Below are 26,361 nucleotides of genomic sequence, written 5' to 3' on the forward strand. Positions count from 1 at the left end.
CGTGCCACGAATATGTCAGGCGTTCGTGGCACGAACCGACAAGGTGACCTGCGGCCTGCGACCTCGCGGGAAGCGTGGGCCTACCGCGTCGTCACCGCCGCGGGCGTCGGGGCGTACCCCGTCGGCCGGGCCGAGAAGGTGCCCCGGCCCTGCGTCCGGCTGCGCAACCGGGTCGCGTAGCCGAACAGTTCGGCCAGCGGCACGGTGGCGGTGACCACCGCCGATCCGCCGCGCACGGCGGAGTCGGTGATGCGCCCGCGCCGTGCCGCGAGGTCGCCCAGGACGCCGCCGACGGCGTCCTCGGGAACGGTGACCCCGACCTCGACCACCGGTTCCAGCACGACCATCGCGCAGCCGCGCAGCGCCTCCCGCAGCCCGAGCCGGCCGGCCGTGCGGAAGGCCATCTCGGAGGAGTCCTTCACGTGCGTCGCCCCGTCGGTCAGGGTGACGCGCAGCCCGGTGACCGGGTGCCCGCCCAGGGGCCCTTCGGCAAGGGCGTCCCGGCAGCCGGCCTCGACCGCGCGGACGTACTCCTGCGGCACCCGTCCGCCGACGACCGCGGAACGGAACGTGAAACCGGTTTCAGCAACGCCTCCGGTCCCGTCCGCGTCGAGTGGCTCGACGTCGAGCACGATGTGCGCGAACTGACCGGCCCCACCGTCCTGTTTGACATGCCGGAAGACCAGGCCGGACACCCCGCGGGCGACCGTCTCGCGGTAGGTCACCCTCGGACGACCCACGTTGACCTCGAGACCCAGACTGCGGCGGACCTTCTCCACCGCCACCTCCAGGTGCAGTTCACCCATGCCCGACAGCACCGTCTGGCCGGTCTCCGGATCGGTCCGGACGACCAGCGAGGGGTCCTCCTCGGCCAGCCGGGCCAGCGCCGTGGCCAGCCGGTCGGCGTCGGTGCTCGTGCGCGCCTCGACCGCCACGGAGACGACCGGGTCGGCGACCCCCGGCGGTTCGAGCACGACCGGCGCCCCCGGCGCGCTCAGCGTCGAACCCGCCCGGGCCGACTTCAGCCCGATCACCGCCACGATGTCCCCCGCGACCGCGCGTTCCAGCTGTGCGTGCCGGTCGGCCTGCACGCGCAGGATCCGGCCGATCCGCTCGACGCGCCGCGTGCCGGACTCCCATACCGCGTCTCCTTTCTCGATCGTGCCCGAGTACACCCGCAGATAGGTGAGCCGGCCCGTGGGGGTCGCGGCGACCTTGAACGCGAGCGCCGCGAACGGTGCGGCGGGGTCGGCGGGCCGTTCCTCGCCTACGGCATCCTGCATACCGTCGACACTCTCGCGCCCACGGTCGACGGTTCGGTGCATACCGTGGACACCGCCCTGCACACCGTGGACCCCACCGTGCATACCGTCGGCAGTGTCACGCATACCGCCCTCGGTATTTCGCATACCGGCTGCGCCACCGGGCACACCGCGTACCGGCGGCACGTCCGAGGGCGACGGCAGATAGGCGACGACGGCGTCGAGCAGCGGTTCGATGCCGCGGTTGCGGTAGGCCGAGCCGCACAGGACGACCACAGCGTCGCCCGTCCGGGTCAGCTCGCGCAGGGCACCGGAGAGGGTCTGCGCGGAGAGTGTCTCCCGGTCGCAGAACTCCTCCAACGCGGCCGGGTGCCGCTCCGCCACGGCTTCCTCCAGCAGCCGGCGCCGGCGCAGCGCCTCCTGTCGAAGGCCCTCCGGCACGACGTCGTCGACCGTCGTCTCGCCGCCGTCGCTCCAGGTCAGCGCCCGCATGCGCAGCAGGTCGACGACGCCCGTGAAGCCGTCCTCCGTCCCGATGGGCAGTTGCACGACCAGCGGGACCGGATGGAGCCGTTCCCGGATCGACGTCACCGCCGCGTCGAGATCGGCGCCCACCCGGTCCAGCTTGTTGACGAACGCGATCCTCGGTACGCCGTGGCGGTCGGCCTGCCGCCACACGGACTCGCTCTGCGGTTCCACCCCCGCGACGGCGTCGAACACCGCCACCGCCCCGTCGAGCACCCGCAAGGATCGTTCGACCTCGTCGGCGAAGTCGACGTGCCCGGGGGTGTCGATCAGGTTGATGCGGTGACCGTCCCAGTCGCAGCTGACGGCCGCGGCGAAGATGGTGATGCCACGGTCGCGCTCCTGGGGGTCGAAGTCCGTGATGGTCGTGCCGTCGTGGACCTCGCCGCGCTTGTGCGTGGTCCCGGTGGCATACAGGATCCGCTCCGTGACGGTGGTCTTCCCGGCGTCGACGTGGGCGAGGATGCCCAGGTTGCGCACGGCGGACAGATGACGGTCGAGGTGGTTGCGCACGGCCCTTGGCCTTTCGGGATGTCTCCGAGAACGGGCAGCGCGATTTCCGGACGTACGCCGAGGCAGGTGAGCCGGAGCTACGTGCCGACGCGCTGACGTGCCCTCGGAACGGGGCACATCAGCGATGTATCGGGGTCTTCAGGGCGTCCGTCAGGACATCCGGTGCCGGCCGCGCAGCGAGCACCGGACGGACGGAGACACGAGGATCACCTCGTAGCGGGAGCGGGGAGCGACGACAGCGGTGTGGTCACGCATGGCCGGGCTCCCCTCGTTCGTCTCGGTACGGCGCTGCCCGTGTCGTGGGCCGCGCTCGGTTCTGGGGAGTGTAGGAGCGAACGGGCGCGCCGCGCACGCGATTTACCGCCCCCGTCCCACGGCGGACGCCGTGCGGCTTCGCTCTGCCGCGCGGCACACGCGCGTCCGCCGGTCACTCGTGCGTGGCCTGCGTCGCCGTGTAGAACTGCCTGCGCACCCGGCGCAGCCACGCGTCGGCCGCCCTTTCGTCAGGCTGCTCGGGCAGCACGCTGCGCGTCTCGGCGAACGCCTCCTCGAAGCCGCGCAGCAGCGGCAGCGCGGCCTCGGGATCGGCCGCGACCTGCTCTCCGAACGCGTGATAGCTCTCGGGATCCTCGACGCGGATCGTCAACCGGCCGGTGGCATACAGCTCGTGGCCCTGGGTGCACAGTCGCTTGAGGTGACGGGCGTGCTTGGCGGTCCGTTTGCGGGTCTCCGCGAGGAGGGAACCCCGGCTGCGGTTCTGCAGTTTCCGGAACTGCTGTGTGGCGTAGCCGAGATAGGCGTCGCGGACCCGGCCGGCGCTGAGCAACGTCGCACGGAGGCCGATGAGTTCGTCACCGAGGGCGGTCCGCACCTCGTACAACTCGTCCGGCAGCCAGACGAGTTCCATCACCGTCGGGTTGCCGCCGAGGGCGAGCCGGCACCACTTCGCGGCCTCGTGCAGGGTGCGGTCGGGCGCCGTGCTGACGTGCGACTCCTTCGGCTGGCGCAGGCCGTGCAGGTCTTCGGTGGGGGCGGCGAACATGCCGAGGCGGTCCACGTCGGAGCCTTCGTGGGCGAGCCCGTAGGCGGTCGAGCCCACGATGCCGGACAGCAGGAGGTTGGTGACGGTCACAGGAGCCCCCGGTCGTTCCCTGGTGGTGATCACCCGCCCCCGTAACGGCCGGGCGGCAGCACCGCCATCATGCCCCGGCTCCAGCGTGGCCCACCTCGTATTTTCCGGCCGGACGGCCTGCTCCGCCCGCGCTCCGTCCCGTGACCCACCTCGCCGGCCGCTTCACCCGTACGGATCAGTGCGCTGGTCGAGCGGCCCGGCCGGTGGTGCCGTGTAGGTGCAGAGGTAGCAGCAGAGCCCACAGGGTGCCTGGCAAGCACCCAGGTCGACGAGAGGAATCCCTCGGGAACCCGCCCGGGGCGCGCCCACGCGGGACCGGCCCGCCCCGCCCCGCCCCCGAACCGTCCTCAGGAGGTATTCGTGACCAGTCCTCGCCTGTCGTCCCGCCCGTCCACCCCACCCCGTCCCGCCGGGCCGTCCGGTCCGGCCGGGCCGACGCGTCCCGGCCGTCCGGTCCGTGTGCTGGCCGTCGCCCTGGCCGTCGGAACGCTACTGGCCACGGCGGCCTGCTCCGACGACGGGGACGACAGCGCGTCGACCGACGCGAGCGCCGGCGCGACCTCGTCCGCCGGCCAGGGGACCGCCACCGCGTCCCCCACCCCCACGCCGCTCACCTCGGCCGGCGCGCAGACGGCGCTGATCACCGCGGGAGACCTCGAGGACAACTGGACGCAGGTGCAGACCGCGGCCAGCTGGCGGAACCAGTTGCTGATCGGCACGGTCGACGCCGCGCAGTTCCTCACCGGCAAGACGCAGGCCGCCGACTGCCAGCGTCTGCTCGACGGGCTGTACGACGAGGACCTCCTGGGGCCGCCGCCCGGCCCGTCGGCGCTCACCGGCTTCACCGAGGGGAACTCCCGGCTGCTCTACCAGGTCGCCGCCTACCAACCGGCAAGCCTGGACCAGTCGTTCGACTGGCTCAAGAGCCTTCCGACCGCCTGTGACCAGTTCAACGCGGTCGGCTCGGACGGGTCCACCCGCACCGTGCAGGTCGTCGAGGCCTCCCTGCCCAAGTCGGGCGACACCCGGCAGGGTCTCACCGTCACGGTGGCGGGCCCCTCCGGCGGCACCCCGGTCACCCTCACCATAGACGTCGCCGTCGTACGGGTCGGGGACGACGCCATCACGGTGACCAACGGCGGTACCGACGGAGCGGACCACGACAGCACCGAGACCGCCGTCAGCCAGGGCACGAACCGGCTCAAGGACGTGCAGGAAGGCCGTTCACCGGCGTCGGAGCCCAGCGAGTTCGACTGAGCGCGGCGGCTCGGGCGGGCGATCCCCCGCCGCTCCGGCCTTCTTCCCCACCTCTGCACCATGTGACATATTACCGGCGTGACCAAGCGACCGAGCGGTGACGTCGTGGTCGTCGGCGCCGGGATGGTGGGCGCCGCCTGCGCGCTGTACGCGGCCCGTGCCGGACTGGACGTGATCCTGGTCGACCGGGGTCCGGTGGCCGGCGGCACGACGGGCGCGGGCGAGGGCAATCTCCTCGTCTCCGACAAGGAGCCCGGGCCCGAACTCCAACTGGCGCTGCTGTCGGCTCGGTTGTGGGATGAGCTCGCACAAGAGCGGGGCGCCGCCTTCGAGTACGAACCCAAGGGCGGTCTCGTCGTCGCCTCCTCCCCCACATCGCTTGACGCCCTGACGGACCTGGCGGCCGGCCAGCGCGCGGCCGGGGTGTCGGCGGATCGTGTCCGGGCGGATCAACTCCACGACCTGGAACCGTATTTGGCACGCGGCCTCGCGGGTGGGGTGCTGTACCCGCAGGACGCCCAGGTGATGCCCACCCTGGCCGCGGCCCACCTCGTACGGGCCTCGGGCGCGCGTCTGGAGACCGGTCGCACGGTGACGCGGGTCCTGCGCGACACCACCGGTGCGGTGCGGGGCGTACGTACCGACCGGGGCGACATCCTGGCGCCGGCCGTGGTGAACGCGGCCGGGACCTGGGGGTCCGAGGTCGCCGCACTGGCGGGGGTCACGCTGCCCGTGCTCCCCCGCCGCGGATTCGTCCTGGTCACCGAGCCGTTGCCGCGCCGGGTACGGCACAAGGTCTACGCCGCCGACTACGTGGCCGACGTGGCGAGCGACTCCGCCGCCCTGCAGACCTCGCCGGTCGTCGAGGGGACCGCCGCCGGGCCCGTGCTGATCGGCGCGAGCCGTGAACGGGTGGGTTTCGACCGGTCGTTCTCGCTGCCGGTCGTACGCGCCCTGGCGGCGGGCGCGACGCGCCTGTTCCCGTTCCTGGAACACGTACGGGCGATGCGCGCCTACCTCGGCTTCCGCCCCTACCTGCCCGACCATCTGCCCGCCGTCGGGCCCGACCCACGTGTGCCCGGACTGTTCCACGCCTGCGGTCACGAAGGCGCGGGCATCGGCCTCGCGACCGGCACCGGTCACCTGATCGCGCGGACACTCACCGGCCGACGCCCGGAGCTGGACCTGACGCCGTTCCGCCCCGACCGCTTCGACCGTCCCGACCACCGTGACCGTTTCGCCGAGGAGGCCGCGCCGTGGATCCCCTGAAACTGGCCCGCGCCCGTCCCGGCGCTCCGTTCACCGTGACGTTCGACGGCCGGCAGATCGAGGCGTTGCCCGGTCAGACGATCGCCGCCGCCCTGTGGGCGTCCGGCATCACGGCCTGGCGCACCACGCGCGGCGAGGGGCGTGCGCGCGGGGTCTTCTGCGGGATCGGCGTGTGCTTCGACTGCCTGGTGACCGTCGACGGCCGGCCCGGCCGACGGGCCTGCCTGGTGACGGCGGTTCCGGGCGCGGACGTCCGTACGCAGGTGGGGACGGGCCATGAGGAAGCGGGTCACGAGGAAGCGGGGCCGCGATGACCACGCTCCGCCCGGTACTGGCGGTGATCGGAGCGGGCCCGGCCGGACTCGCCGCCGCCCTGGCCGCCGCCGCCCGTGGCGTACGCGTGGTCCTGATCGACTCCGCCGCCGAGCCGGGCGGGCAGTTCTACCGGCAGCCCGCACGGGGACTCGGCGCGCTACGCCCACAGGCCCTCCATCACCAGTGGCGCACCTGGGAGCGACTGCGGGACGGGCTCGGCGCCCACCTCGCCGCCGACCGCATCACTCACCTGAGCGATCATCATGTGTGGTGCGTGCAGGGGCGATCGGGCGACCTGACCGTGCACGCACTGATCGGTCCGGAGCAGGAGGAGTCCGTCGCGGTCCGCGCCGACGGGGTGTTGCTGGCGACCGGCGGCTACGAGAAGGTCCTGCCGTTCCCCGGCTGGACACTGCCCGGCGTGGTCACCGCGGGCGGTGCCCAGGCACTGCTGAAGGGCGGGCTCGTCGTGCCCGGCCGTACGACGGTCGTGGCCGGCACGGGTCCCCTGCTGCTTCCCGTCGCCACCGGCCTCGCGGCCGCGGGAGCCCGGGTCGTCGCCCTGGTGGAGTCGGCCGGACCGAGGGATTTCACCCGTCGGGCGCGGACCTGGGTGGGTGCTCCCGCGAAGCTCGCCGAGGGAGCCTCGTACGCGACCCGACTCCTGCGTCAACGCGTGTCGGTGATGACCCGTCATGTCGTGCTGGAGGCGCACGGGACGGAGCGGCTGGAGGCAGTCACCGTAGCCGCGCTGGACTCGGAAGGCCGACCGGTGCCCGGCTCGGAACGACGCGTCGTCTGCGACACCCTCGCCGTGGGCCACGGCCTCCTTCCGCACACCGACCTCGCGGACGGGCTCGGCTGCCGTGTCGACGGGCCGGGCGTGTGGGTCGACGACGAACAGCGCACCGACGTCCCCGGCGTCTGGGCCGCCGGCGAGACCACGGGGGTCGGCGGCTCGGCGCTGTCGCTCGCCGAGGGGCACATCGCCGGACGGTCGGCGGCGGCAAGACTGACGGGCACGGCCCCCGACCCGCGGGAGTGGGCCCCGGCCGCGCGGGCGCGTACCAGGCTGCGGTCGTTCTTCGCGGCCTTGGACGCCGCGTATGCCGCCCGGCCTGCCCGGTGGACGGAGCAGGTCACGGACGAGACGGTCGTGTGCCGCTGCGAGGAGGTCACCGCCGGCGCCGTCCGCGAGGCCGTCGACACGCTCGGCGCGGGTGACCTGCGCACCGTGAAACTGCTGACCCGGGCCGGCATGGGATGGTGCCAGGGCCGCGTGTGCGAGCCCGGAGTGGCCGCAGTCGCCGGCTGTGCACTCACTCCGGCACGGCGGTTGCTGGCCCGCCCCGTGCCCCTGGGTGTGCTGGCCGCTCCGGCCGATCCCCCGACCCCCCAGTGATATGTCACACGGCACCTTCGGAAGGGATGACCCACCGTATGCCCGACTCCACCGCCCCCGCCTCTCCCCCTGCTCCCGTGACCTCGCCGCACCGCCCCTGGCGTGGCGTCCTCGTCGCCACCGCGCTTCCGCTCCGCGACGACCTCTCCGTCGACTACGACCGGTACGCCGAGCACTGCGCCTGGCTGGTGGCGAACGGCTGTGACGGTGTCGTACCCAACGGCTCTCTCGGCGAGTACCAGGTGCTCACCCCCGAGGAACGCGCCAGGGTGGTGGAGACCGCGGTGGCCGCGATCGGCGGCGAGCGGGTGATGCCCGGCGTCGCCGCGTACGGCTCGGCGGAGGCCCGCCGTTGGACCGAGCAGGCCGCCGCCGCGGGCTGCTCGGCGGTGATGCTGCTCCCGCCCAACGCCTACCGCGCGGACGAGCGTGCCGTCGTGGCCCACTACGCGGAGGTCGCCGCGGCGGGCCTGCCGGTCGTGGCGTACAACAACCCGATCGACACGAAGGTCGACCTCGTCCCCGAACTGCTGGCCCGACTGCACGGCGAGGGGCACATCCACGGCGTCAAGGAGTTCTCGGGCGACGTCCGCCGCGCCTACCGGATCGCCGAACTCGTCCCGGAACTGGACCTGTTGATCGGTGCCGACGATGTGCTGCTGGAACTGGCCGTGGCGGGCGCCAAGGGCTGGGTGGCCGGTTACCCCAACGCGCTGCCGAAGTCCTCGGTGGAGTTGTACCGGGCGGCGGCAGCCGGTGATCTCAGCACCGCGCTTCCCTTGTACCGTCGGCTTCACCCGTTGCTGCGCTGGGACTCGCGGGTCGAATTCGTCCAGGCGATCAAACTCTCGATGGACGTCGTGGGGCGCCACGGCGGGGGCTGCCGCCCGCCACGGGTCCCGCTGTCACCGGAGCACGAGGCGGCCGTCCGCGCGGCGACCGAGAAGGCCGTCGCGGCCGGTCTGGCGTAAGCACCCGGCCATTCGACTTCGAGAGAGAGAAGGCGACTTCGTGCGCAGCAAGCTCGTCCTGCACGCCGTCGACTCGCACACCGAGGGCATGCCCACCCGGGTGATCACCGGCGGGATCGGCACCGTCCCCGGCGCGACGATGAACGAACGGCGGCTCCATTTCCGCGAACACCGCGACGACGTCAAGCAGTTGCTGATGAACGAGCCGCGGGGTCACTCCGCCATGAGCGGCGCGATCCTCCAGCCGTCCACCCGGCCGGACTGCGACTGGGGCGTCCTGTACATCGAGGTCTCGGGCTATCTGCCGATGTGCGGGCACGGGACGATCGGGGTGGCGACGGTACTCGTGGAGACGGGCATGGTCGAGGTGGTCGAACCGGTCACCACCATCCGCCTGGACACGCCGGCCGGTCCCGTCGTCGCCGAGGTGACGGTCGAGGACGGCGCGGCCACGTCCGTGACCTTGCGGAACGTCCCCTCCTTCGCCGTCGCGCTGGATCGCGAGGCGACACTGCCCGACGGCCGTACCGTGACGTACGACCTGGCGTACGGGGGCAACTTCTACGCGATCCTGCCACTGGAGGAGTTCGGGCTGCCCTTCGACCGCGCACGCAAGGACGACATCCTGCGCGCCGGCCTGTCCCTCATGGAGGTGATCAACTCCGAGCTGGAGCCGGTACACCCCGAAGACCCCTCCATCCGCGGCTGTCACCACGTCCACCTGTACGCGCCCGGTGCCACCGCCCGTCATTCCCGGCACGCGATGGCCATCCACCCCGGCTGGTTCGACCGCTCGCCCTGCGGTACGGGGACGAGCGCCCGCATGGCGCAACTGCACGCCCGGGGTGAACTGCCTTTGCACACCGAGTTCGTGAACGAGTCGTTCATCGGCACCAGGTTCACCGGCCGACTGCTCGGCACCACCGAAGTGGCGGGCCGTCCGGCCGTGTTGCCCAGCTTCACGGGCCGAGCCTGGATCACCGGCACGGCCCAGTACCTGCTCGACCCGACGGACCCGTTCCCGGCGGGCTTCGTGCTGTGACGCCCACCGCGGCGGCCGTGGCTCGATGGATACTGACGGTGCACAGAGATACGTGACATGGCACAGCCGTTTCCATGTCCCCGTTTGCAGGAGATCCCCATGGCCGCCCCGCACGACAGCAGCCCGGCAGCCGCCGTGCCCTCCCTTCCTTCGCTCGGCGGCCGGCGCAGCAGCTACCGCGAGCGGGTCGCCGACGCCCTGCGGGCCGCGCTGATCGCGGGTGAACTGCTGCCCGGCGAGGTGTACTCGGCGCCGGGCCTGGCCGCACGCTTCGGCGTCTCGGCGACCCCCGTGCGCGAGGCGATGCTCGACCTGGCGAAGGAGGGCCTGGTCGATGCCGTCCCGAACAAGGGGTTCCGGGTCACCGAGGTCTCCGACCGGCAACTGGACGAGTACACCCACGTCCGCGCGCTCATCGAGATCCCCACGGTGGTGGCGCTGGCGAAGACCGCCGACCCGGTGTCGCTGGAGGCGCTGCGGCCGGCCGCCCGGGAGATCGTCACCGCGGCGGTGGCGGGTGACCTCATCGCCTACGTCGAGGCGGACACCCGGTTCCACCTGGGGCTGCTCGCGCTGGCCGGCAACACCCACCTCGTCGAGGTGGTCCGCGAACTGCGCGGTCGCGCCCGCCTGTACGGCCTGACCGCCCTCTCCGCGTCGGGGCGTCTGCTGGCCTCCGCCGAGGAACACCTGGAGCTGCTGGACGCCCTGCTGTCCCGCGACGAACGTGCCGTGCGCACGGTCATGACACGCCATCTCGGGCATGTGCGAGGACTGTGGGCTTCCGCCCGCGAGTAGCGAATCGCCCCGGTGTGGGCGTCTCACCCCACGACGTCCCGTCTACCCGTCCCCCTTTCTCCCGCCACCTCGGCACGATCTTCTCCGCTGTGATCCTTGTCGCTGGTGTGGGAAGCGTGGAGAGAGTGCCGGATGGGCATTCAACTGCCCGTGCGCGAAAGGGCGATGTGAGAACTGTGGGGGAACGCGTGAGCCTGTGTCTGATCGGTGCGGGTCTGTCCGGGCTGGCGACGGCACACGCCCTGAAGTCCGAGGGGCTCGACTTCGTCTGTCTGGAGCAGGCGAGCGACGTCGGCGGGATCTGGCGTCGGCCGCAGGCGGGCGAGAGTGGCCCCGGCTATCTGTCACTGCATCTCAACACCGCGAAGCAGCTGACGGGTTACTCCGCCTACCCGATGCCCGCCTCCTACCCGCTCTACCCCCGGCACAGCCAGATCGCCGACTATCTGCGTTCGTTCGCCGAGTGGGCCGGCGTGCTGGACCGCATCGAGCTGGGGACGACCGTGGAGTCCGTGCGCCAGGAGGCCGACGGTGGGTGGACGGTCGTCAGCCGGGATGCCGACGGCACGCTCTCGTCCCGGCGCTTCACGCACGTGATCGTCGCCTCCGGACACAACTCGGAGCCGTCGATGCCCGCTCTGCCGAGGGGCGCCGAGACGTTCACAGGAACGATTCAGCATTCCTTCGACTACCGAGACGGCAGCGACTACGCCGGACAGCGCGTCGTCGTGGTGGGGCTCGGCGCCTCGGCCGTGGACATCGCCTCGGACCTCTCCAGATACGCGGAACAGACGGTCCTCTCGGTGCGCCGGGGGCTGCACATCGTGCCCAAGCAGTTGTTCGGCATGGCCCTCGACACGATCGCCGACGCGCCGTGGTGGATCGGTATGTCGCTGTCCGAGCAGCGCCGTTTCGTCGAACAGGCTCTGCTCGTGGCCCGCGGCAAGCTCGGCGACTACGGTCTGCCCGAGCCGGACCATCCGATCTTCGCGTCGGCGATCACCATCTCCGACGAGATCCTCAGCCGTATCCGCCACGGCGCGGTCACGCCGAAACCCGCGATCGACGCCCTCGACGGCGACCGGGTCTCCTTCACCGACGGCACATCGGTGCAGGCGGACGCGATGGTGTACTGCACCGGCTACCAGATGGGTTTCCCCTTCCTGGAGCCCGGCAGTCCCGTCGGCGCGCAGGGCACGGTCGAGCTCTACAAGCGGGTCGTCGCCCCTGACCGTCCCGGGATCTTCTTCATCGGTCTGGTCCGCCCCGTCGGTTCGATCACCCGGATGGTGGAGGCACAGACACAGTGGGTGGCGCGGCTCGTCACCGGCGAGGCGGTGCTGCCGGACGAGGAGATCATGCGCAAGGAGATTGCGACGTATCTGAGCGGGATCGCAGGTCAGTACGGGCAGCGGGAGGGCGCATCGATCCAGGTCGACGTGGCGCCGTATCTGGAGCAACTGCGCGCGGCGTGAGATGTGGCGGGCACGGGACCGGCGAGGAACGCCGGCCCACCCGCGGCGAACGCTCCCGAAACACCTCGGACCAGCAGGTACCCGCCCTTGGGGGCGGGTACCTGGCCTTCGTGCCTGCGCACGCGCATTCCGGGGAGGGCGGGTCCGGACATCGTCCGGAGGGTCGCGCGGCGGAGGCTGCGTCGAGGGCGATGCGGTACACGGCCTCTCGTCGTCGCTAGCGAGCAGTCCCGGTGCCGCGCGCTCACCCTTCGCGTGGCGGAACGTTCACCCGATCGACGTGAGGACTGCGAGATTCCGGCGCATCACTTGGTCAGCCAGTTGAGGAACTTGCTCCACACACCTGTCTGTTCGGCCTGGCGGGTCGCCGCGGCACCCTCACGAGCCGAGGGCCGGGCGGGCGTCTGCCGGGCCGGCCGGCTCACCGGCTTGACCGCGGTGAACCGGGCGGGGAGCGTGACGAGACCACGGCTGAAGGGTCCCGGACGCCACGTCAGGCTCTCCTCGGGGACGCTGAGTGTGACGTCGGGCAGCCGGTTGAGGAGGGTCTCGATGGCCGACACGGCGATCTGCCGGGCGGGCTCCTTCGACGGACAGGCGTGCGGACCGGCGCTCCAGGCGAGATGCGCCCGGTTGCTGCCGGCCTTGCGCGCCGCCGACAGCGCGGGGCCGGTGTTGGCTGCGGCGATGCTGACCAGCATCAGGTCGCCGGCGGTGAGCTTCTGGCCGGCGAACTCCATGTCGGCGACCGGGTAGTGGGCGGCGAAGTTCGTCATGGGCGGGTTCTCCCACAACGTGTCGTCCATCGCCTCGTCGATCAGCCCGCCCTCGTGGGCGTACCGATCGTCGGTGAGCAGCCGGTGCAGGGTGTTGCCGATGAGATTGACCAGCGCCTCGGCCCCCGCGCCCAGCAACAGGGCGACTTGGTGCAGCATTTCCTCGTCGGTGAGGTTCGTGTGATGCTGCAGCAGCCAGGACGTGACGTCCTCGCCGGGCTTGCGCCGCTTGAGGGCGACCAGCTCGCCGACGGCCTGGAAGAGCACCTCGATGGCCTTGTCGGCGTTGACTCCGTCGAACATGCCGGAGATGCCGAAGAAGACGCGGTCGCCGATGTCGGCGGTGCAGCCGAAGAGCTCGTTGAACACGAACAGCGGAAGCTGCTTGGCGTAGGAGCCGATCAGGTCGGCCGAACCCCGCTCGGAGAACTGGGAGATGAGGAAGTCGGAGATCTTCTCGACACTCTGGCTCAGCTGCATCGGGTCGACGCGCGCCATGCTGTCCGTGATGGACTGACGCAGCCTCAGGTGCTCGGCGCCGTCGGTGTACATGCAGTTGGGCCGGTGAGCGAGCACGGGCAGGACGGGACTGTCGGGGGCGATCCGACCCTCGTTGAAGTCCCGCCAGCGGCGCGCGTCCTTGCGGAAGGAGCCGGAGTCCTGCAGGAGTTGCAGGGCGCTGGCGTAGTCGGTGACGAGGGTGGCCTCGACTCCGGGGGTGATCTCCACGGGTGCGGTGGGCCCGTAGTGCCGCAGGTACGTGTAGTAGGCCTGCGGATCGGCTGCGAACTCCGGCCCGTACAACGGCACTCTGCCGCCGGCCTGGTGCGCCGGGCACCCGGGCGGGGGCACGGGTGCGGTGGGTTGGTCCATGTCTGCTCCTAGTGTGCACGGTCCTGGAGGTGGCGGACGAGGGTGATCAGCGCGTCGGCCGAAGACCGCTCGTCTCGCGCGTCACAGGTGACGACGGGGGTGTCGTCGAGCAGGTCCAGTGCGTCGCGCAGGGCCATCTCGTCCCGCAGAGGCGTGCCGTCGAAGTGGTTGACGGCGATGGCGTAGTCGAGTCCGTACTGCTCGATCAGGTCGATCACGGCGAAGGAGTCCGCGAGCCGCTCGGGGTCCACGAGCACCAGGGCGCCGAGGGCGCCGCGCGCCATGTCCTCCCACATCTGCACGAAACGCTGCTGGCCCGGCGTGCCGAACAGGTAGAGCACGACACGTTCGCTGATGGTGAGGCGCCCGAAGTCCATGGCGACCGTGGTGGTGGTCTTGCCCTGGACTCCCTTGAGGTCGTCGACCGACTCGGCTGCCCGCGTCATCGTCTCCTCGGTGGTCAACGGCTCGATCTCGGAGATCGCTCCGATGAACGTCGTCTTGCCGACCGCGAAGTGACCCACGACGAGGATCTTCACCGCCGTCTGCGTCGCCCCGTCACGGACGTAGGCCTGCTCATCCAAACTTGGCCCTGAGACCATTCAGCACCTCCTCCAGGATGTCCCGGTCGGCGAGCGGGGCCCGCTGCACCGGCGGGCGGGTGACGAGGTAGCCGCCTTCGGTGAGGGCGGCGAGGAGGATCTTCACCACACCCAGGGGCAGTTGGGTGTGCCCGGCGATCTCGGCGACCGACAGGTAGCCGGCCGAGCACAGGTCCAACAGGTTCTGTTCCTCGGGGGACAGCCGGGTCGGCCGCTGCTCGTGATCGGCGGCCGCCGTGACCAGGGTGATGAGGGACAGCTGTCCTTCGTCGGGCAGCCCGCGCCCCTTGGTGATGACGTACGGACGCACTAACTCCGGCGTCTGCGGCTCCAGTTCGTCGAAGCCGTTCATGACCGCGCGCCAAGGTTCTCGCGCGGCGGAGTCGTCAGCGCCTTGCCGAGCTGGCCGACGAGCTGCTGCATCCGGAAGGTGATGTCCGCCATGTCGACGTCCGGCGAGGCGGAGACGCCCAGGTAGGCGCCCTCGCCGGCGGAGATCAGGAAGACCCATCCCCCGTCGAACTCGACCAGTGTCTGCCGCCACCCCATTTGCGGGTCCTCGCAGAAGAACGCGAGCGAGCGGCTGAGCGACTGCACCCCGCTCATCGCGGCGGCCACCCGGTCCGCGTCGTCCTTGTCGAAGTCCTGCGTCCGCGCCATCAGCAGGCCGTCCGCGGAGATGAGGACCGCATGCAGGGCCCCGGGTATCTCCAAGGCGCTGTCAAGCATCCATGACAGATCGTCGTTCACGAGATCTCATGCCCTTCGCTGCCAGCACCACGGGTGCTGCTCGACTTTTCCGCGGGACTCGCAGGCGTGGCCCGGCCCGACTGGGTGCCCCGCTGGAAGGCACCCATGATCGCCGCCGTCTCGGCGCCCGTGCGGGCGGGAGTGGCCGCGGACGCACTGCCGGGCACGATGGCCATGGGCCGCTTGCGACGCCGCTTCGGCAGGCCGTCGGCGGTGGTGCCGGTGGCGGGATTCCCGCTTTCGGGCCCACTGCGAGCCGGGGCGCCGACGCCGGAAGCGACCGGAGCCGGCTCCTTCTGCTCGGGTGCGTTGGTGAGCAGGTCGTGCGGCAGGAGGAGAACCGCCCGGACGCCTCCGTAGGGGGAGGTGGAGTCCACCGAGACCTCGAAGCCGAAGCGCTCGCTGAGCACACCGATGACCGCGAAGCCGAACTGCGGCGGATTGCCGAGCGCGGAGACACCCGAGACCCGCTGGCTCGACAGGAGCTTGTCGGCACGGGCGCGCTCTTCGTCGTTCATACCGACACCGGCGTCGTCGACGACGATGCAAATACCCTTGGGCACCGTGCGGATGTTGATTTCGACGACCGTGTCCGGGCTGGAATAGCTGGTCGCGTTGTCGAGCAGTTCGGCGAGGGCCAGCGCGACCGGTTCGACCGCTCGGCTCGTGATGCCGAAGTCGACCTGCGAGAGGATTTCCACCCGCCGGTAATGGCGGACCCTGCCCTGCGCGCTGCGTACCACGTCGTAGACGGACGCGACATCGCGCGCGCGTCCCAGCCAGCCGTCACAGAGAACGGCGATGGACTGGGCTCGTCGACCGAACTGCGAATTGGTGTGGTCGATCTCCAGGAGGTCCTGGAGAATAACCGACTCGCCATATTTGTTCTGCAGTCGGGAAACAATCAACTGCTGTTCCGCGGCAAGGCCCTGAAGGGTCCGCATCGCGGACTTGAGGACCGTTTTCGTAGCCTCTTCGGCTCGTTCCCGAGCTGCCTCGACGGATTGCGCGTACTCGTTTTCCAACGCGGAGTAGTGAGACTTGAGCCCCGCGATCTCCTGCCTTAAGGCACGCGCCGCCCTGCGCTGGCGAACAATGAGGGCGACTGCGACGAGTACGGCCGCGAGGAGAGCCCAGAGTACCGGGTTCTGTATGTAATGCGTCATAAGACTCTCTTCAGGCGACTGACGGCCAGTTGCTGAATTCCCGTCAACGCGGGTGGACCGGCGGACCGTCCGCATTGACGGGTGACCGCCCGGACTGTCCCCGTAGTCGGAGATGTCGTCTTGCACCCATCCGCCCGCTCTACAAGCGAGCGTGATCGTATCACCACAAGATGACGTCACAGACCGTCAATATGGGTACTGACGTGAACATTGACGGATCGTCAGCATCTCCGGCGGGCAACGGTGGAGTGACCGGGAAGTGCTTCCGCGAGCGGGATGACACACAGCCCGACAGGACAACCGATAAACGGGCTTCCGCGACATTCGGGAGCAAGGGATCCGGAAACAACAAAACCCGCATCCGGCGTGACGCCGAATACGGGAAATTGACTGCTCACCGAGCGGAAGCAGCTCGATACGGAGGGTGAAAGTGTCCGAGGGGGGACTTGAACCCCCACGCCCGATAAAGGGCACTAGCACCTCAAGCTAGCGCGTCTGCCATTCCGCCACCCGGACCAGGTGTTGCCGCTGCGTGAGGTCTTCCCGCGGCGACAGACACAACAATACCAAGCTTTCGGAGTGCCTCTCACCTGCATATCCGCTGGCCGCACGGGTGACGGGGCCGCCGCACGAGCACCTCGCGCCGGGTGACCCGGTGATCACTTCGCCGGCGTCTCCCCGACGACGAGCATCCGCAGCGCCCGCAGCAACGCGGCCGCCGCCTGCTCGTCCAGCGGGGCGAGGAAACGGCGCTCCGCGGCCCGGTGCGCCTCCTCGGCCCGCTCCAGGCAGACCAGGCCCGCGTCCGTGAGCCGGACGATGTTCCTGCGGCGGTCCCGGGGACTGCGCCGCCGTTCCACCAGGCCGTGGTCCTCCAGGCCGTCGACGAGCGCCACCATCGTGGTGCGGTCGACGCCGATCCGCCCCGCCGCCTCGGCCTGCGACAACGTTTCTTCATCGGCGAGCACGACCAGCACCGCCAGCTCGCGGCCGTCCACGCCGCACGGCACGAGCGCCTCCGCGGACTTCCTGGCCAGTTCGGCCTGAGCGTGCTGGAGCAGGTGGCCGAGCCGGTACTCCAGGGGCCGGGACTGCGCTTCTCGGTCACTCGCCATGCGCCGAGAGTAGCGGCCGTACCGACCCCTGATCGTGTGCCGGCCGAGGCACCGTCGCGGCCTCGGCCGGCGATCCGACCGGTCGTCCGGCAGATGGTCCGGCCGTCGTGCGCTCAGGGCATCAGCTGGTAGTCCGGGAAGTTCCCGGGCAGCCGCTCCCCCGTCGGCCCCTGGGTCACCGCCCGCACCAGCAGCTCCCCGCCGACGAACGCGCCCCGCCAGGAGGCGCCGAACCCGCCGAAGAGCTCGTCGCGGTCGCCGCGGGAGCGGGCTGCGCCGTGGCCGACCTTGAACGCGCGGATCTGCGGGGCGAGCCGGTCGTAGGTGCTCCGGTCGTCCGTGGACAGCGTGGCGACCAGTGCGCCGTTGGACGCGTTCATGGCGGCCAGCAGCTCCGCCTCGGTGTCGACCAGCACTATCGTGTCGACCGGTCCGAACGGCTCCGCGTGGTGCAGCGGGGAGGACGGCGGTGGTCCGAGGAGCGTGACGGGCTGGACGTAAGCCGAGGTGTCCTGGCCGGGCAGGAAGCGGGCGTCGGCCGGTCTGCCGCGGTGCAGCGGGACCGCGCCCCGGTCGATGGCCTCGGCGATCTGGTCGTGCAGTTCCTTGGCCTTGGCCGCGTTGATCACCGGTCCGAAGTCGAGCCGGGGATACGGATCGTCACGCTTCTCCACGGCCAGCGGGTGCCCGAGGGTCAGCGTGCGCACCGCGGGAAGGTACGCCGTCAGGAACTCGTCGAACAGGGTGCGCTGGACGACGAAACGCGGGTAGGCCGTGCAGCGTTGTTTGCCGTAGTCGAAGAGCTTCGGTACGACGGCGGACAGGGTGTCCCAGTCCGAGTAGTTCCAGATGCCCCAGGTGTTGAGTCCCTCCTGTTCGAGTACATGACGCTTGCCGAGGTCGGCGACGGCCGTGGCCACCGCGGCGCCCGTGTCGCGGCCGCCGACGAACGAGACGCAGCCGATCTCGGGCGCCCGGACCAGCGCCCGGGACAGCTCGCTCCCGCTGCCGCTGACGAGGGTGATCGGGACCCCTTCGCGTGCGGCGAGCGCGCAGGCCAGCGTCAGACAGGCGACGCCGCCGTCGGTCGGGGCCTTGGCGATGACCGCGTTGCCTGCCAGTGCCTGTACCAGCAATGCGTGAACGAGCACGCTCATCGGGTAGTTCCAGCTCGCGATGTTGGACACCGGGCCGTCCAGCGGCACCCGTCCGTCCAGCATGGGTTCGATGCCGTCGACGTACCAGCGCACGCCGTCGACGGCCCGGTCGACATCGGCCTGGGCCAGCCGCCAGGGCTTGCCGATCTCCCAGACCAGGAGGAGGGCGAGGAGTTCGCGGTGTTCGGCCAGGGCGTCGAGGGTGGCGGCGATGCGGGCGCGGCGCTCCTCGATCGGGACGTGCCGCCAGGCGCGGTGCTGGTCCAGCCCGGCGCGGACGGCGCGGTGGGCGGTGTCCCCGTCCAGCCGGGGCGGGCCGGCGATCGGGCTGCCGTCGACCGGGCTGGTCGCCGGCAGCGTCCGGCCGTCGGCCTGCCAGCAGGCGTTCCAGAGGTTGAGGACGCGGTCGTCCCGGAAGGCCTCGGGGGCGACGGCGAGACAGCGCCGCCAGGTGTCGGACCAGGAGGTGCCGGCTTTCAGGGTGAGGGTGGTGGTCATGCGGTCTGCTCCGCTCTCGGTGCACGGTCGATGGCGGGGTGGTGCGTGGCTGTGGAACGCACCGGTGAGGCGCGGCGGCTCCGGTGGGCGGGGACGCGTCGTCGTTCAGTGCGGCCGCGCCCCTTCGTCCAGTACGGCGAGTGCGAGACGGGCGGTCTCGGTCGGTGTGGCGCCCACCCGGACCCCCGCCGCTTCCAGCGCCTCCTTCTTCGCCTGCGCGGTGCCCGAGGAACCGGAGACGATCGCGCCCGCATGCCCCATGGTCTTGCCCTCGGGCGCGGTGAAGCCGGCGATGTAGCCGACGACGGGCTTGGTGACGTGCTCGCGGATGTAGGCGGCCGCTCGTTCCTCCGCGTCGCCGCCGATCTCGCCGATGAGGACGACCAGTTCGGTGTCGGGGTCCTCCTCGAAGGCGGCCAGGCAGTCGATGTGGCTGGTGCCGACGACCGGGTCGCCGCCGATTCCGACGCAGGTCGAGAAGCCGATGTCGCGCAGCTCGTACATGAGTTGATAGGTGAGCGTGCCGGACTTGGAGACCAGGCCGATGCGGCCCGGCTTGGTGATGTCGGCCGGGATGATGCCCGCGTTGGACTGGCCGGGGGTGATCAGGCCGGGGCAGTTGGGGCCGATGACGCGCGTTCCGCGTGCCGCGGCGTGGGTGGTGAAGGCGACGGAGTCGTGGACGGGGATGCCCTCGGTGATGACGACCGTCAGGCCGATCCCGGCGTCGGCCGCCTCGACGACCGCGGCCTTGGCGAAGGCGGGTGGCACGAAGACGACCGTGACATCGGCGCCGGTCGACTGCATACCGTCGACGACCGACCCGAAGACGGGTACGGCACGCTCGTCGAGATCGATGCTCCGGCCCGCCTTGCGCGGATTGACGCCGCCGACGATGTTCGTGCCGGCCCCGAGCATGCGCCGGGTGTGCTTCATGCCCTCGGCGCCGGTCATGCCCTGGACGAGGACCTTGCTTTCCTTGGTGAGATAGATGGCCATGGCGTCGTCTCCTCAGGCGGCGGTGGCGAGTTCGGCGGCGCGGCGGGCGGCGCCGTCCATGGTGCCGGCCTGCTCGACCAGCGGGTGCCGGTGGGCGTCGAGGACCGCCCGCCCCCGGGCCGCGTTGTTCCCGTCGAGCCGGACGACGAGCGGCTTGGTCAGCCGTACGGTGTCCAGGGCGCGCACGATGCCCTCGGCGACGGCGTCGCATGCGGTGATGCCGCCGAAGACATTGACGAAGACCGACTTCACGGCCGGGTCGGAGAGGATGACCGAGAGTCCGTCGGCCATGACCTCGGCGGACGCGCCGCCACCGATGTCGAGGAAGTTGGCGGGCCGGGCACCGCAGGCCGCGACGACGTCGAGGGTCGACATGACGAGGCCGGCGCCGTTGCCGATGATGCCGACCTCACCGTCGAGTTTCACGTAGTTGAGGCCCTTCGCCGCGGCCGCCGCCTCCAGCGGGTCGCCTTGCTCGGCGTGCTCCGCGCCCCAACGTGACTGCCGGAAGGACGCGTTGTCGTCGAGGGTGACCTTGCCGTCGAGGGCGAGGATCTGTCCCTGGCGGGTGCGGACGAGCGGGTTGACCTCGACGAGGAGGGCGTCCTCCCGGATCAGCACCTGCCAGAGCCGGACGAGTACGTCCGCGGTCTGCGCGGGCAGTCCGGCCGCAGTGGCGATCTCGCCGGCCTTCGCCGAGGTGACGCCCTTGGTGGGGTCGACGGGGATACGGGCGACCGCCGCGGGCCGGGTGGCCGCGACCTCCTCGATGTCCATGCCCCCCTCGGCGGAGGCGATCGCGAGGAACCGGCCGGCCGCGCGGTCCAGGACGTACGAGACGTAGAACTCGCTCTCGATGTCGACGGATTGGGCCAGCATCACCGTGCCGACCGTGTGCCCCTTGATGTCCATGCCGAGGATCTGGCGTGCCGTCAGTTCGGCCGCGGCCGGATCGGCGGCGAGTCCGACGCCGCCCGCCTTGCCCCGACCACCCGTCTTGACCTGGGCCTTCACCACCACTCGCCCACCGAGCCGACGAGCGATCTCACGCGCTTTTCCGGGCGAGTCGGTGACCTCGGCCCTGGGGACCGGGATGCCGTGTTCCGCGAAGAGTTCCCTTGCCTGGTGTTCGTACAGGTCCATCTCGGCTCCTGTCTGTGAAGTCGAACCCGAAGCCCGCCGAGCCGTCCGCGAGGCCGAACTCCGATGACCGAAAGTGCCGCACGCCCCCTGGACACCACCCACCGGATGCGGGATAACAAGCTTCATACAGTATTCGTCGACTGTATGCAATGTACCGCGAGCGCCTTCCACCCCCCTATGAAGGGACGGGACTTCGCCATGCCCGACGACACCCAGGACATGATTTCCGGTGGTCATCTCGTTGCCAAGGCACTGAAGGCAGAGGGGGTCGACCGCATCTACACCCTGTGCGGCGGCCACATCATCGACATCTACGACGGCTGCGTCGACGAGGGCATAGAAGTCGTCGACGTACGCCACGAACAGGTCGCCGCCCACGCCGCCGACGGCTACGCGCGCCTCACCGGCAAGCCCGGCTGCGCGGTCGTCACGGCCGGGCCCGGCACCACCGACGCCGTCACCGGTGTCGCCAACGCCTTCCGCGCGGAGTCCCCGATGCTGCTGATCGGTGGTCAGGGGGCGCTCACCCAGCACAAGATGGGGTCGCTCCAGGACCTGCCACACGTCGACATGATGACGCCGATCACCAAGTTCGCTGCGGCGGTCCCGGACACGGCACGCGCGGCGGACATGGTGTCCATGGCGTTCCGTGAGTGCTACCACGGCGCGCCCGGCCCCGCCTTCCTGGAGATCCCGCGCGACGTCCTCGACGCCAAGGTGCCGGCGTCCAAGGCCCGGGTTCCGCGGGCCGGCGCCTACCGTGCCTCCACCCGCTCGGCCGGCGACCCCGAGGCGATCGAGAAGCTCGCCGACCTGCTCGTGCACGCCGAGAAGCCCGCGATCCTGCTGGGCAGCCAGGTGTGGACGACCCGGGGCACCGACGCCGCCATCGAGCTGGTGCGCACCCTGGACATCCCCGCCTACATGAACGGCGCCGGCCGCGGCACCCTGCCACCCGGCGACCCGCACCACTTCCAGCTGTCCCGCCGCTACGCCTTCTCGAACGCCGACGTCATCGTGATCGTCGGCACGCCCTTCGACTTCCGCATGGGGTACGGCAAGCGGCTGTCGCCGGACGCGACGGTCGTCCAGATCGACCTCGACTACCGCACCGTCGGCAAGAACCGCGACATCGATCTCGGGATCGTCGGCGACGCCGGGCTGGTGCTGAAGTCGGTGACCGAGGCCGCCTCCGGACGGATCAACGGGGGCGCTTCGAAGCGCAAGGAGTGGCTCGACGAACTGCGCGCGGCCGAGCAGAGCGCCCTCGGCAAACGGCTGCCGCACCTGCGGTCCGACGCCTCCCCCATCCACCCGTACCGCCTGGTCAGCGAGATCAACGACTTCCTCACCGAGGACTCGATCTACATCGGGGACGGCGGTGACATCGTCACCTTCTCCGGTCAGGTCGTACAGCCCAAGTCACCGGGCCACTGGATGGACCCGGGTCCGCTGGGCACCCTGGGCGTCGGGGTCCCCTTCGTGCTGGCCGCCAAGCAGGCACGGCCCGACAAGGAGGTCGTGGCCCTCTTCGGCGACGGCGCGTTCTCGCTCACCGGCTGGGACTTCGAGACGCTCGTGCGCTACGACCTCCCCTTCGTCGGCATCGTCGGCAACAACTCCTCCATGAACCAGATCCGTTACGGCCAGGCCGCCAAGTACGGCCCGGAGCGCGAGCGGATCGGCAACACCCTCGGCGACGTGCACTACGACAAGTTCGCGCAGATGCTGGGCGGTTACGGCGAGGAGGTGCGCGACCCCGCCGACATCGGCCCCGCGCTGCGACGCGCCCGCGAGTCCGGGAAGCCCTCGCTGATCAACGTCTGGGTCGACCCCGACGCCTACGCCCCCGGAACGATGAACCAGACGATGTACAAGTGAGGTGCCCCCGATGACCCCCATGACCCCCCTGTCCGGAACAACGGCCAAGGCCCTCGAAGGCGTCCGCGTGCTCGACATGACGCATGTCCAGTCGGGCCCGTCCGCGACCCAGTTGCTCGCCTGGCTCGGCGCGGACGTCGTCAAGCTGGAGGCGCCGTCGGGTGACATCACGCGCAAGCAGTTGCGCGATCTCCCCGACGTCGACTCCCTCTATTTCACGATGCTCAACTGCAACAAGCGGAGCATCACCCTCAACACCAAGACCGAACGCGGCAAGGAGATCCTCACCGAGCTGATCCGGCGCTCCGACGTCATGGTCGAGAACTTCGGTCCGGGCGCGGTCGACCGCATGGGCTTCACCTGGGACCGCATCCAGGAGATCAATCCGCGGATCGTCTATGCCTCCATCAAGGGGTTCGGGGACGGTCCGTACACCAACTTCAAGGCGTACGAGGTCGTCGCGCAGGCCATGGGCGGGTCGATGGCGACCACCGGTTTCGAGGACGGGCCGCCGCTGGCGACGGGAGCCCAGATCGGGGACTCGGGTACGGGTGTGCACGCCGTGGCGGGGATTCTCGCGGCGCTGTACCAGCGGGAGAACACCGGGCGCGGGCAACGGGTCAACGTGGCCATGCAGCACGCCGTACTCAACCTGTGCCGGGTGAAACTGCGGGACCAGCAACGCCTGGCACACGGACCGCTCGCCGAATATCCCAACGACGACTTCGGCGACGAGGTTCCCCGGTCCGGAAACGCGTCCGGCGGCGGCCAGCCCGGCTGGGCGGTCAAGTGCGCGCCGGGCGGACCCAACGACTACGTGTACGTCATCGTGCAGCCGGTCGGCTGGCAGCCGCTCAGTGAGCTGATCGGCCGCCCCGAGCTGGCCGGCGACTCCGAATGGGCGACACCCGAGGCCCGGCTGCCCAAGCTCGGCAAGATGTTCCAGCTGATCGAGGAGTGGTCCTCGACGCTGCCCAAGTGGGAGGTGCTGGAGCGGCTCAACGCCCACAACATCCCCTGCGGGCCGATCCTGTCCACCAAGGAGATCATCGAGGACGAGTCGCTGGTCGCCAACGAGATGGTGGTCCGCGTGCCGCACCCGCGGCGCGGCGAGTTCGTGACCGTGGGCAGCCCCCTCAAGCTGTCCGACTCCCCCGTCGAGGTGACCGGCTCACCCCTGCTCGGCGAGCACAACGAAGAGGTGTACGTCGGCGAACTCGGCCTCGGGGACGAGGAACTGCGCCTGCTCAAGTCGAACGGGGTGATCTGACGTGATGGCCGAGGACCGGATGCTCAGGGTGCGTGCGCTGCTCGACGCGGTGCGGGCCGACGGGCGGACCGCGCTGACCGCGCCCGAGGGCAAGGTGATCGCCGACGCGTACGGGATCGCCGTACCCCGCGAGGAGCTGGCGAGGGACGTCGAGGAGGCCGTCGCGTACGCGGCGCGCTTCGGGGGCCCCGTCGTGATGAAGATCGTCTCGCCGGACATCCTGCACAAGACGGACGCCGGCGGAGTGATCGTCGCAGTGGAGGGGGCGTCGGACGTACGGGCCGCGTTCCACCGGATCGTCGAGAACGCGCGCGCCTACGACGCCGGCGCCCGGGTCGAGGGCGTGCAGATCCAGGAACTGGTCCCGAAGGGCCAGGAGGTCATCGTCGGGGCGGTCACCGATCCGACGTTCGGCAAGGTCGTGGCGTTCGGGCTCGGCGGCGTGCTCGTCGAGGTGCTCAAGGACGTCACCTTCCGGCTGGCTCCGGTGGACGCCGACGAGGCGCTGTCCATGCTGGACTCGATCCGGTCGGCGGAGATCCTGCGCGGCGTGCGCGGACAGGCGGCGGTGGACCGGTGGGCGGTCGCCGAGCAGATCCGCCGGGTGTCCCGACTGGTCGCGGACTTCCCGGAGATCGCCGAGGTGGACCTCAACCCGGTGATCGCCACGGCCGAGGGCGCCATCGCCGCGGACATCCGCGTGCTGCTGTCCGACACACCGGTGAAGGAGCGTCGACGCTACACGCGCGCGGAGATCCTCACCTCGATGCGCCGTCTGATGCAGCCGGCATCCGTCGCCGTGATCGGCGCCTCCAACGAGCAGGGCAAGATCGGCAACTCGGTGATGCGCAACCTCGTCGACGGGGGCTTCGCCGGGGAGATCCATCCGGTGAACCCCCGGGCCGATGACATCTTGGGCCGCAAGGCGTACAAGAGTGTCACCGACGTTCCCGGAGAGGTGGATGTGGCGGTCTTCGCGATACCCGCCAGGTTCGTGGCCTCGGCCCTGGAGGAGGTGGGACGCAAGAACATCCCGAACGCCGTGCTGATCCCCTCCGGGTTCGCGGAGACCGGGGAACACGCGCTCCAGGACGAGATCGTGGCGATCGCGGAGCGGTACGGCGTCCGGCTGCTCGGGCCGAACATCTACGGCTACTACTCGACCTGGCAGGACCTGTGCGCCACGTTCTGCACGCCGTACGACGTCAAGGGCGGGGTCGCGCTGACCTCGCAGTCCGGGGGCATCGGGATGGCCATCCTGGGCTTCGCGCGCACCACGAAGACGGGCGTGTCGGCGATCGTGGGGCTCGGCAACAAGTCGGACCTGGACGAGGACGACCTGCTGACCTGGTTCGGCGAGGACCCGCACACCGACTGCATCGCTATGCACCTGGAGGACCTCAAGGACGGCCGCGCCTTCGTGGAGGCCGCGCGGGCGACCGTGCCGAAGAAGCCGGTCGTCGTCCTGAAGGCGGGCCGTACGGCCGCGGGCGCGAAGGCGGCCGGTTCGCACACCGGGGCGCTGGCGGGCGACGACGCCGTCTACGACGACATCCTGCGGCAGGCGGGCGTCATCAGGGCGCCGGGGCTGAACGACATGCTGGAGTACGCGCGCGGCTTGCCGGTGCTGCCCACCCCCCAGGGCGACAACATCGTCATCATCACGGGCGCGGGCGGCAGCGGGGTGCTGCTGTCGGACGCCGTGACCGACAACGGCCTCACCCTGATGGACATCCCGCCGGACCTGGACACGGCGTTCCGCGCGTTCATCCCGCCCTTCGGGGCGGCCGGGAACCCCGTCGACATCACCGGGGGCGAGCCGCCGTCGACGTACGAGGCGACGATCCGGCTGGGGCTCGAGGACCCGCGCATCCACGCGCTGGTGCTCGGCTACTGGCACACGATCGTCACTCCCCCGATGGTCTTCGCGGAACTCACCGCGCGCGTGGTGGGCGAATTCCGTGAACGCGGCATCGAGAAACCCGTCGTGGCGTCGCTCGCCGGTGACGTGGAGGTCGAGGAGGCCTGCCAGTACCTCTACGAACGGGGCGTCGTGGCCTACCCGTACACGACCGAGAAGCCGGTGGCGGTGCTCGGCGCCAAGTACCGGTGGGCGCGTGCGGCGGGGCTGTTGGGGGGCGGTTCATGACGTGACCCCGGCGCGGGGCCG

The 26,361-nt window shown here is 70.6% G+C and carries 22 protein-coding genes and 1 tRNA gene; 11 read left to right on the forward strand and 12 right to left on the reverse strand.

Features of this window, described 5'->3' with window-relative positions:
* Positions 1–80 precede the first annotated feature (80 nt).
* Together OG440_RS06235 and OG440_RS06240 are read right to left on the reverse strand one after the other, a co-directional pair.
* Positions 81–2,300: an elongation factor G gene (locus tag OG440_RS06235; RefSeq protein WP_406005825.1), complete on the reverse strand. Its 2,220-nt coding sequence runs from the start codon at positions 2,298–2,300 to the stop codon at positions 81–83.
* 427 nt (positions 2,301–2,727) lie between these two features.
* Positions 2,728–3,432, reverse strand: a complete 705-nt coding sequence (locus OG440_RS06240; protein ID WP_406005826.1) for a DNA polymerase beta superfamily protein — start codon at positions 3,430–3,432, stop codon at positions 2,728–2,730.
* A 459-nt stretch (positions 3,433–3,891) separates the two neighbouring features.
* Between OG440_RS06240 and OG440_RS06245 the strand changes: the two genes are divergently transcribed.
* The 8 genes from OG440_RS06245 (at position 3,892) to OG440_RS06280 (ending at position 11,961) form a co-directional block, all read left to right on the forward strand.
* Entirely contained in the window at positions 3,892–4,689 is a 798-nt protein-coding gene (locus tag OG440_RS06245; protein ID WP_406011268.1) for a hypothetical protein, read from the forward strand.
* Between the two features lie 78 nt (positions 4,690–4,767).
* The gene (locus OG440_RS06250; protein ID WP_406005827.1) at positions 4,768–5,958 is read left to right on the forward strand and encodes an NAD(P)/FAD-dependent oxidoreductase; all 1,191 of its coding nucleotides are present in this window, start codon (positions 4,768–4,770) and stop codon (positions 5,956–5,958) included.
* Positions 5,946–6,272: a (2Fe-2S)-binding protein gene (locus OG440_RS06255; protein ID WP_406005828.1), complete on the forward strand. Its 327-nt coding sequence runs from the start codon at positions 5,946–5,948 to the stop codon at positions 6,270–6,272. The genes OG440_RS06250 and OG440_RS06255 overlap by 13 nt, the downstream gene beginning before the upstream one ends.
* Positions 6,269–7,675 carry an NAD(P)/FAD-dependent oxidoreductase gene (locus tag OG440_RS06260; RefSeq protein ID WP_406005829.1) on the forward strand — a complete coding sequence of 469 codons (1,407 nt, stop codon included), beginning with the start codon at positions 6,269–6,271 and terminating at the stop codon, positions 7,673–7,675. Before OG440_RS06255 ends, OG440_RS06260 begins: the two co-directional genes overlap by 4 nt.
* Positions 7,676–7,713: 38 nt before the next feature.
* The gene (locus tag OG440_RS06265) at positions 7,714–8,646 is read left to right on the forward strand and encodes a dihydrodipicolinate synthase family protein (protein ID WP_406011269.1); all 933 of its coding nucleotides are present in this window, start codon (positions 7,714–7,716) and stop codon (positions 8,644–8,646) included.
* 40 nt (positions 8,647–8,686) lie between these two features.
* Positions 8,687–9,688 carry a proline racemase family protein gene (locus tag OG440_RS06270; RefSeq protein ID WP_406005830.1) on the forward strand — a complete coding sequence of 334 codons (1,002 nt, stop codon included), beginning with the start codon at positions 8,687–8,689 and terminating at the stop codon, positions 9,686–9,688.
* 99 nt (positions 9,689–9,787) lie between these two features.
* A complete protein-coding gene (locus tag OG440_RS06275; RefSeq protein WP_406005831.1) occupies positions 9,788–10,486 on the forward strand; it encodes a GntR family transcriptional regulator in 699 nt (232 codons plus the stop codon).
* A gap of 188 nt (positions 10,487–10,674) precedes the next feature.
* Positions 10,675–11,961, forward strand: coding sequence for a flavin-containing monooxygenase (locus OG440_RS06280; RefSeq protein WP_406005832.1), 1,287 nt, complete (start codon positions 10,675–10,677; stop codon positions 11,959–11,961).
* Between the two features lie 305 nt (positions 11,962–12,266).
* Here OG440_RS06280 and OG440_RS06285 read toward each other — a convergent pair whose 3' ends face one another.
* The 10 genes from OG440_RS06285 to sucC form a co-directional block, all read right to left on the reverse strand.
* On the reverse strand, positions 12,267–13,610 hold the full coding sequence (locus OG440_RS06285) for a cytochrome P450 (RefSeq protein WP_406005833.1): 1,344 nt from the start codon (positions 13,608–13,610) through the stop codon (positions 12,267–12,269).
* An 8-nt stretch (positions 13,611–13,618) separates the two neighbouring features.
* The gene (locus OG440_RS06290) at positions 13,619–14,212 is read right to left on the reverse strand and encodes an ATP/GTP-binding protein (protein WP_355707308.1); all 594 of its coding nucleotides are present in this window, start codon (positions 14,210–14,212) and stop codon (positions 13,619–13,621) included.
* On the reverse strand, positions 14,187–14,564 hold the full coding sequence (locus tag OG440_RS06295) for a DUF742 domain-containing protein (RefSeq protein ID WP_355707309.1): 378 nt from the start codon (positions 14,562–14,564) through the stop codon (positions 14,187–14,189). The genes OG440_RS06290 and OG440_RS06295 overlap by 26 nt, the downstream gene beginning before the upstream one ends.
* A complete protein-coding gene (locus OG440_RS06300; RefSeq protein ID WP_020125671.1) occupies positions 14,561–14,962 on the reverse strand; it encodes a roadblock/LC7 domain-containing protein in 402 nt (133 codons plus the stop codon). The genes OG440_RS06295 and OG440_RS06300 overlap by 4 nt, the downstream gene beginning before the upstream one ends.
* Positions 14,959–16,128, reverse strand: coding sequence for an ATP-binding protein (locus tag OG440_RS06305; protein ID WP_406005834.1), 1,170 nt, complete (start codon positions 16,126–16,128; stop codon positions 14,959–14,961). The genes OG440_RS06300 and OG440_RS06305 overlap by 4 nt, the downstream gene beginning before the upstream one ends.
* 431 nt (positions 16,129–16,559) lie before the next feature.
* Positions 16,560–16,644, reverse strand: a tRNA-Leu gene (locus OG440_RS06310).
* A gap of 143 nt (positions 16,645–16,787) precedes the next feature.
* The gene (locus OG440_RS06315; protein ID WP_406005835.1) at positions 16,788–17,243 is read right to left on the reverse strand and encodes a MarR family winged helix-turn-helix transcriptional regulator; all 456 of its coding nucleotides are present in this window, start codon (positions 17,241–17,243) and stop codon (positions 16,788–16,790) included.
* Between the two features lie 113 nt (positions 17,244–17,356).
* Complete coding sequence (locus OG440_RS06320) at positions 17,357–18,898, reverse strand: aldehyde dehydrogenase family protein (protein ID WP_406005836.1); 1,542 nt, start codon at positions 18,896–18,898, stop codon at positions 17,357–17,359.
* A gap of 105 nt (positions 18,899–19,003) precedes the next feature.
* Entirely contained in the window at positions 19,004–19,897 is an 894-nt protein-coding gene (gene sucD, locus OG440_RS06325; RefSeq protein WP_406005837.1) for a succinate--CoA ligase subunit alpha, read from the reverse strand.
* A gap of 12 nt (positions 19,898–19,909) precedes the next feature.
* A complete protein-coding gene (gene sucC / locus OG440_RS06330; protein ID WP_406005838.1) occupies positions 19,910–21,040 on the reverse strand; it encodes an ADP-forming succinate--CoA ligase subunit beta in 1,131 nt (376 codons plus the stop codon).
* A 198-nt stretch (positions 21,041–21,238) separates the two neighbouring features.
* Here sucC and OG440_RS06335 point away from each other — a divergent pair, with 198 nt between their 5' ends.
* The 3 genes from OG440_RS06335 to OG440_RS06345 are packed head-to-tail and all read left to right on the forward strand — an operon-like array spanning position 21,239 to position 26,340.
* Positions 21,239–22,921 carry a thiamine pyrophosphate-binding protein gene (locus OG440_RS06335; protein WP_406005839.1) on the forward strand — a complete coding sequence of 561 codons (1,683 nt, stop codon included), beginning with the start codon at positions 21,239–21,241 and terminating at the stop codon, positions 22,919–22,921.
* A 19-nt stretch (positions 22,922–22,940) separates the two neighbouring features.
* A complete protein-coding gene (gene frc / locus OG440_RS06340) occupies positions 22,941–24,191 on the forward strand; it encodes a formyl-CoA transferase (protein ID WP_406011270.1) in 1,251 nt (416 codons plus the stop codon).
* Between the two features lie 4 nt (positions 24,192–24,195).
* On the forward strand, positions 24,196–26,340 hold the full coding sequence (locus OG440_RS06345) for an acetate--CoA ligase family protein (RefSeq protein WP_406005840.1): 2,145 nt from the start codon (positions 24,196–24,198) through the stop codon (positions 26,338–26,340).
* The last annotated feature ends 21 nt before the right edge of the window (positions 26,341–26,361 follow it).

Source organism: Streptomyces sp. NBC_00637 (assembly GCF_045161545.1).
GTDB lineage: Bacteria > Actinomycetota > Actinomycetes > Streptomycetales > Streptomycetaceae > Streptomyces.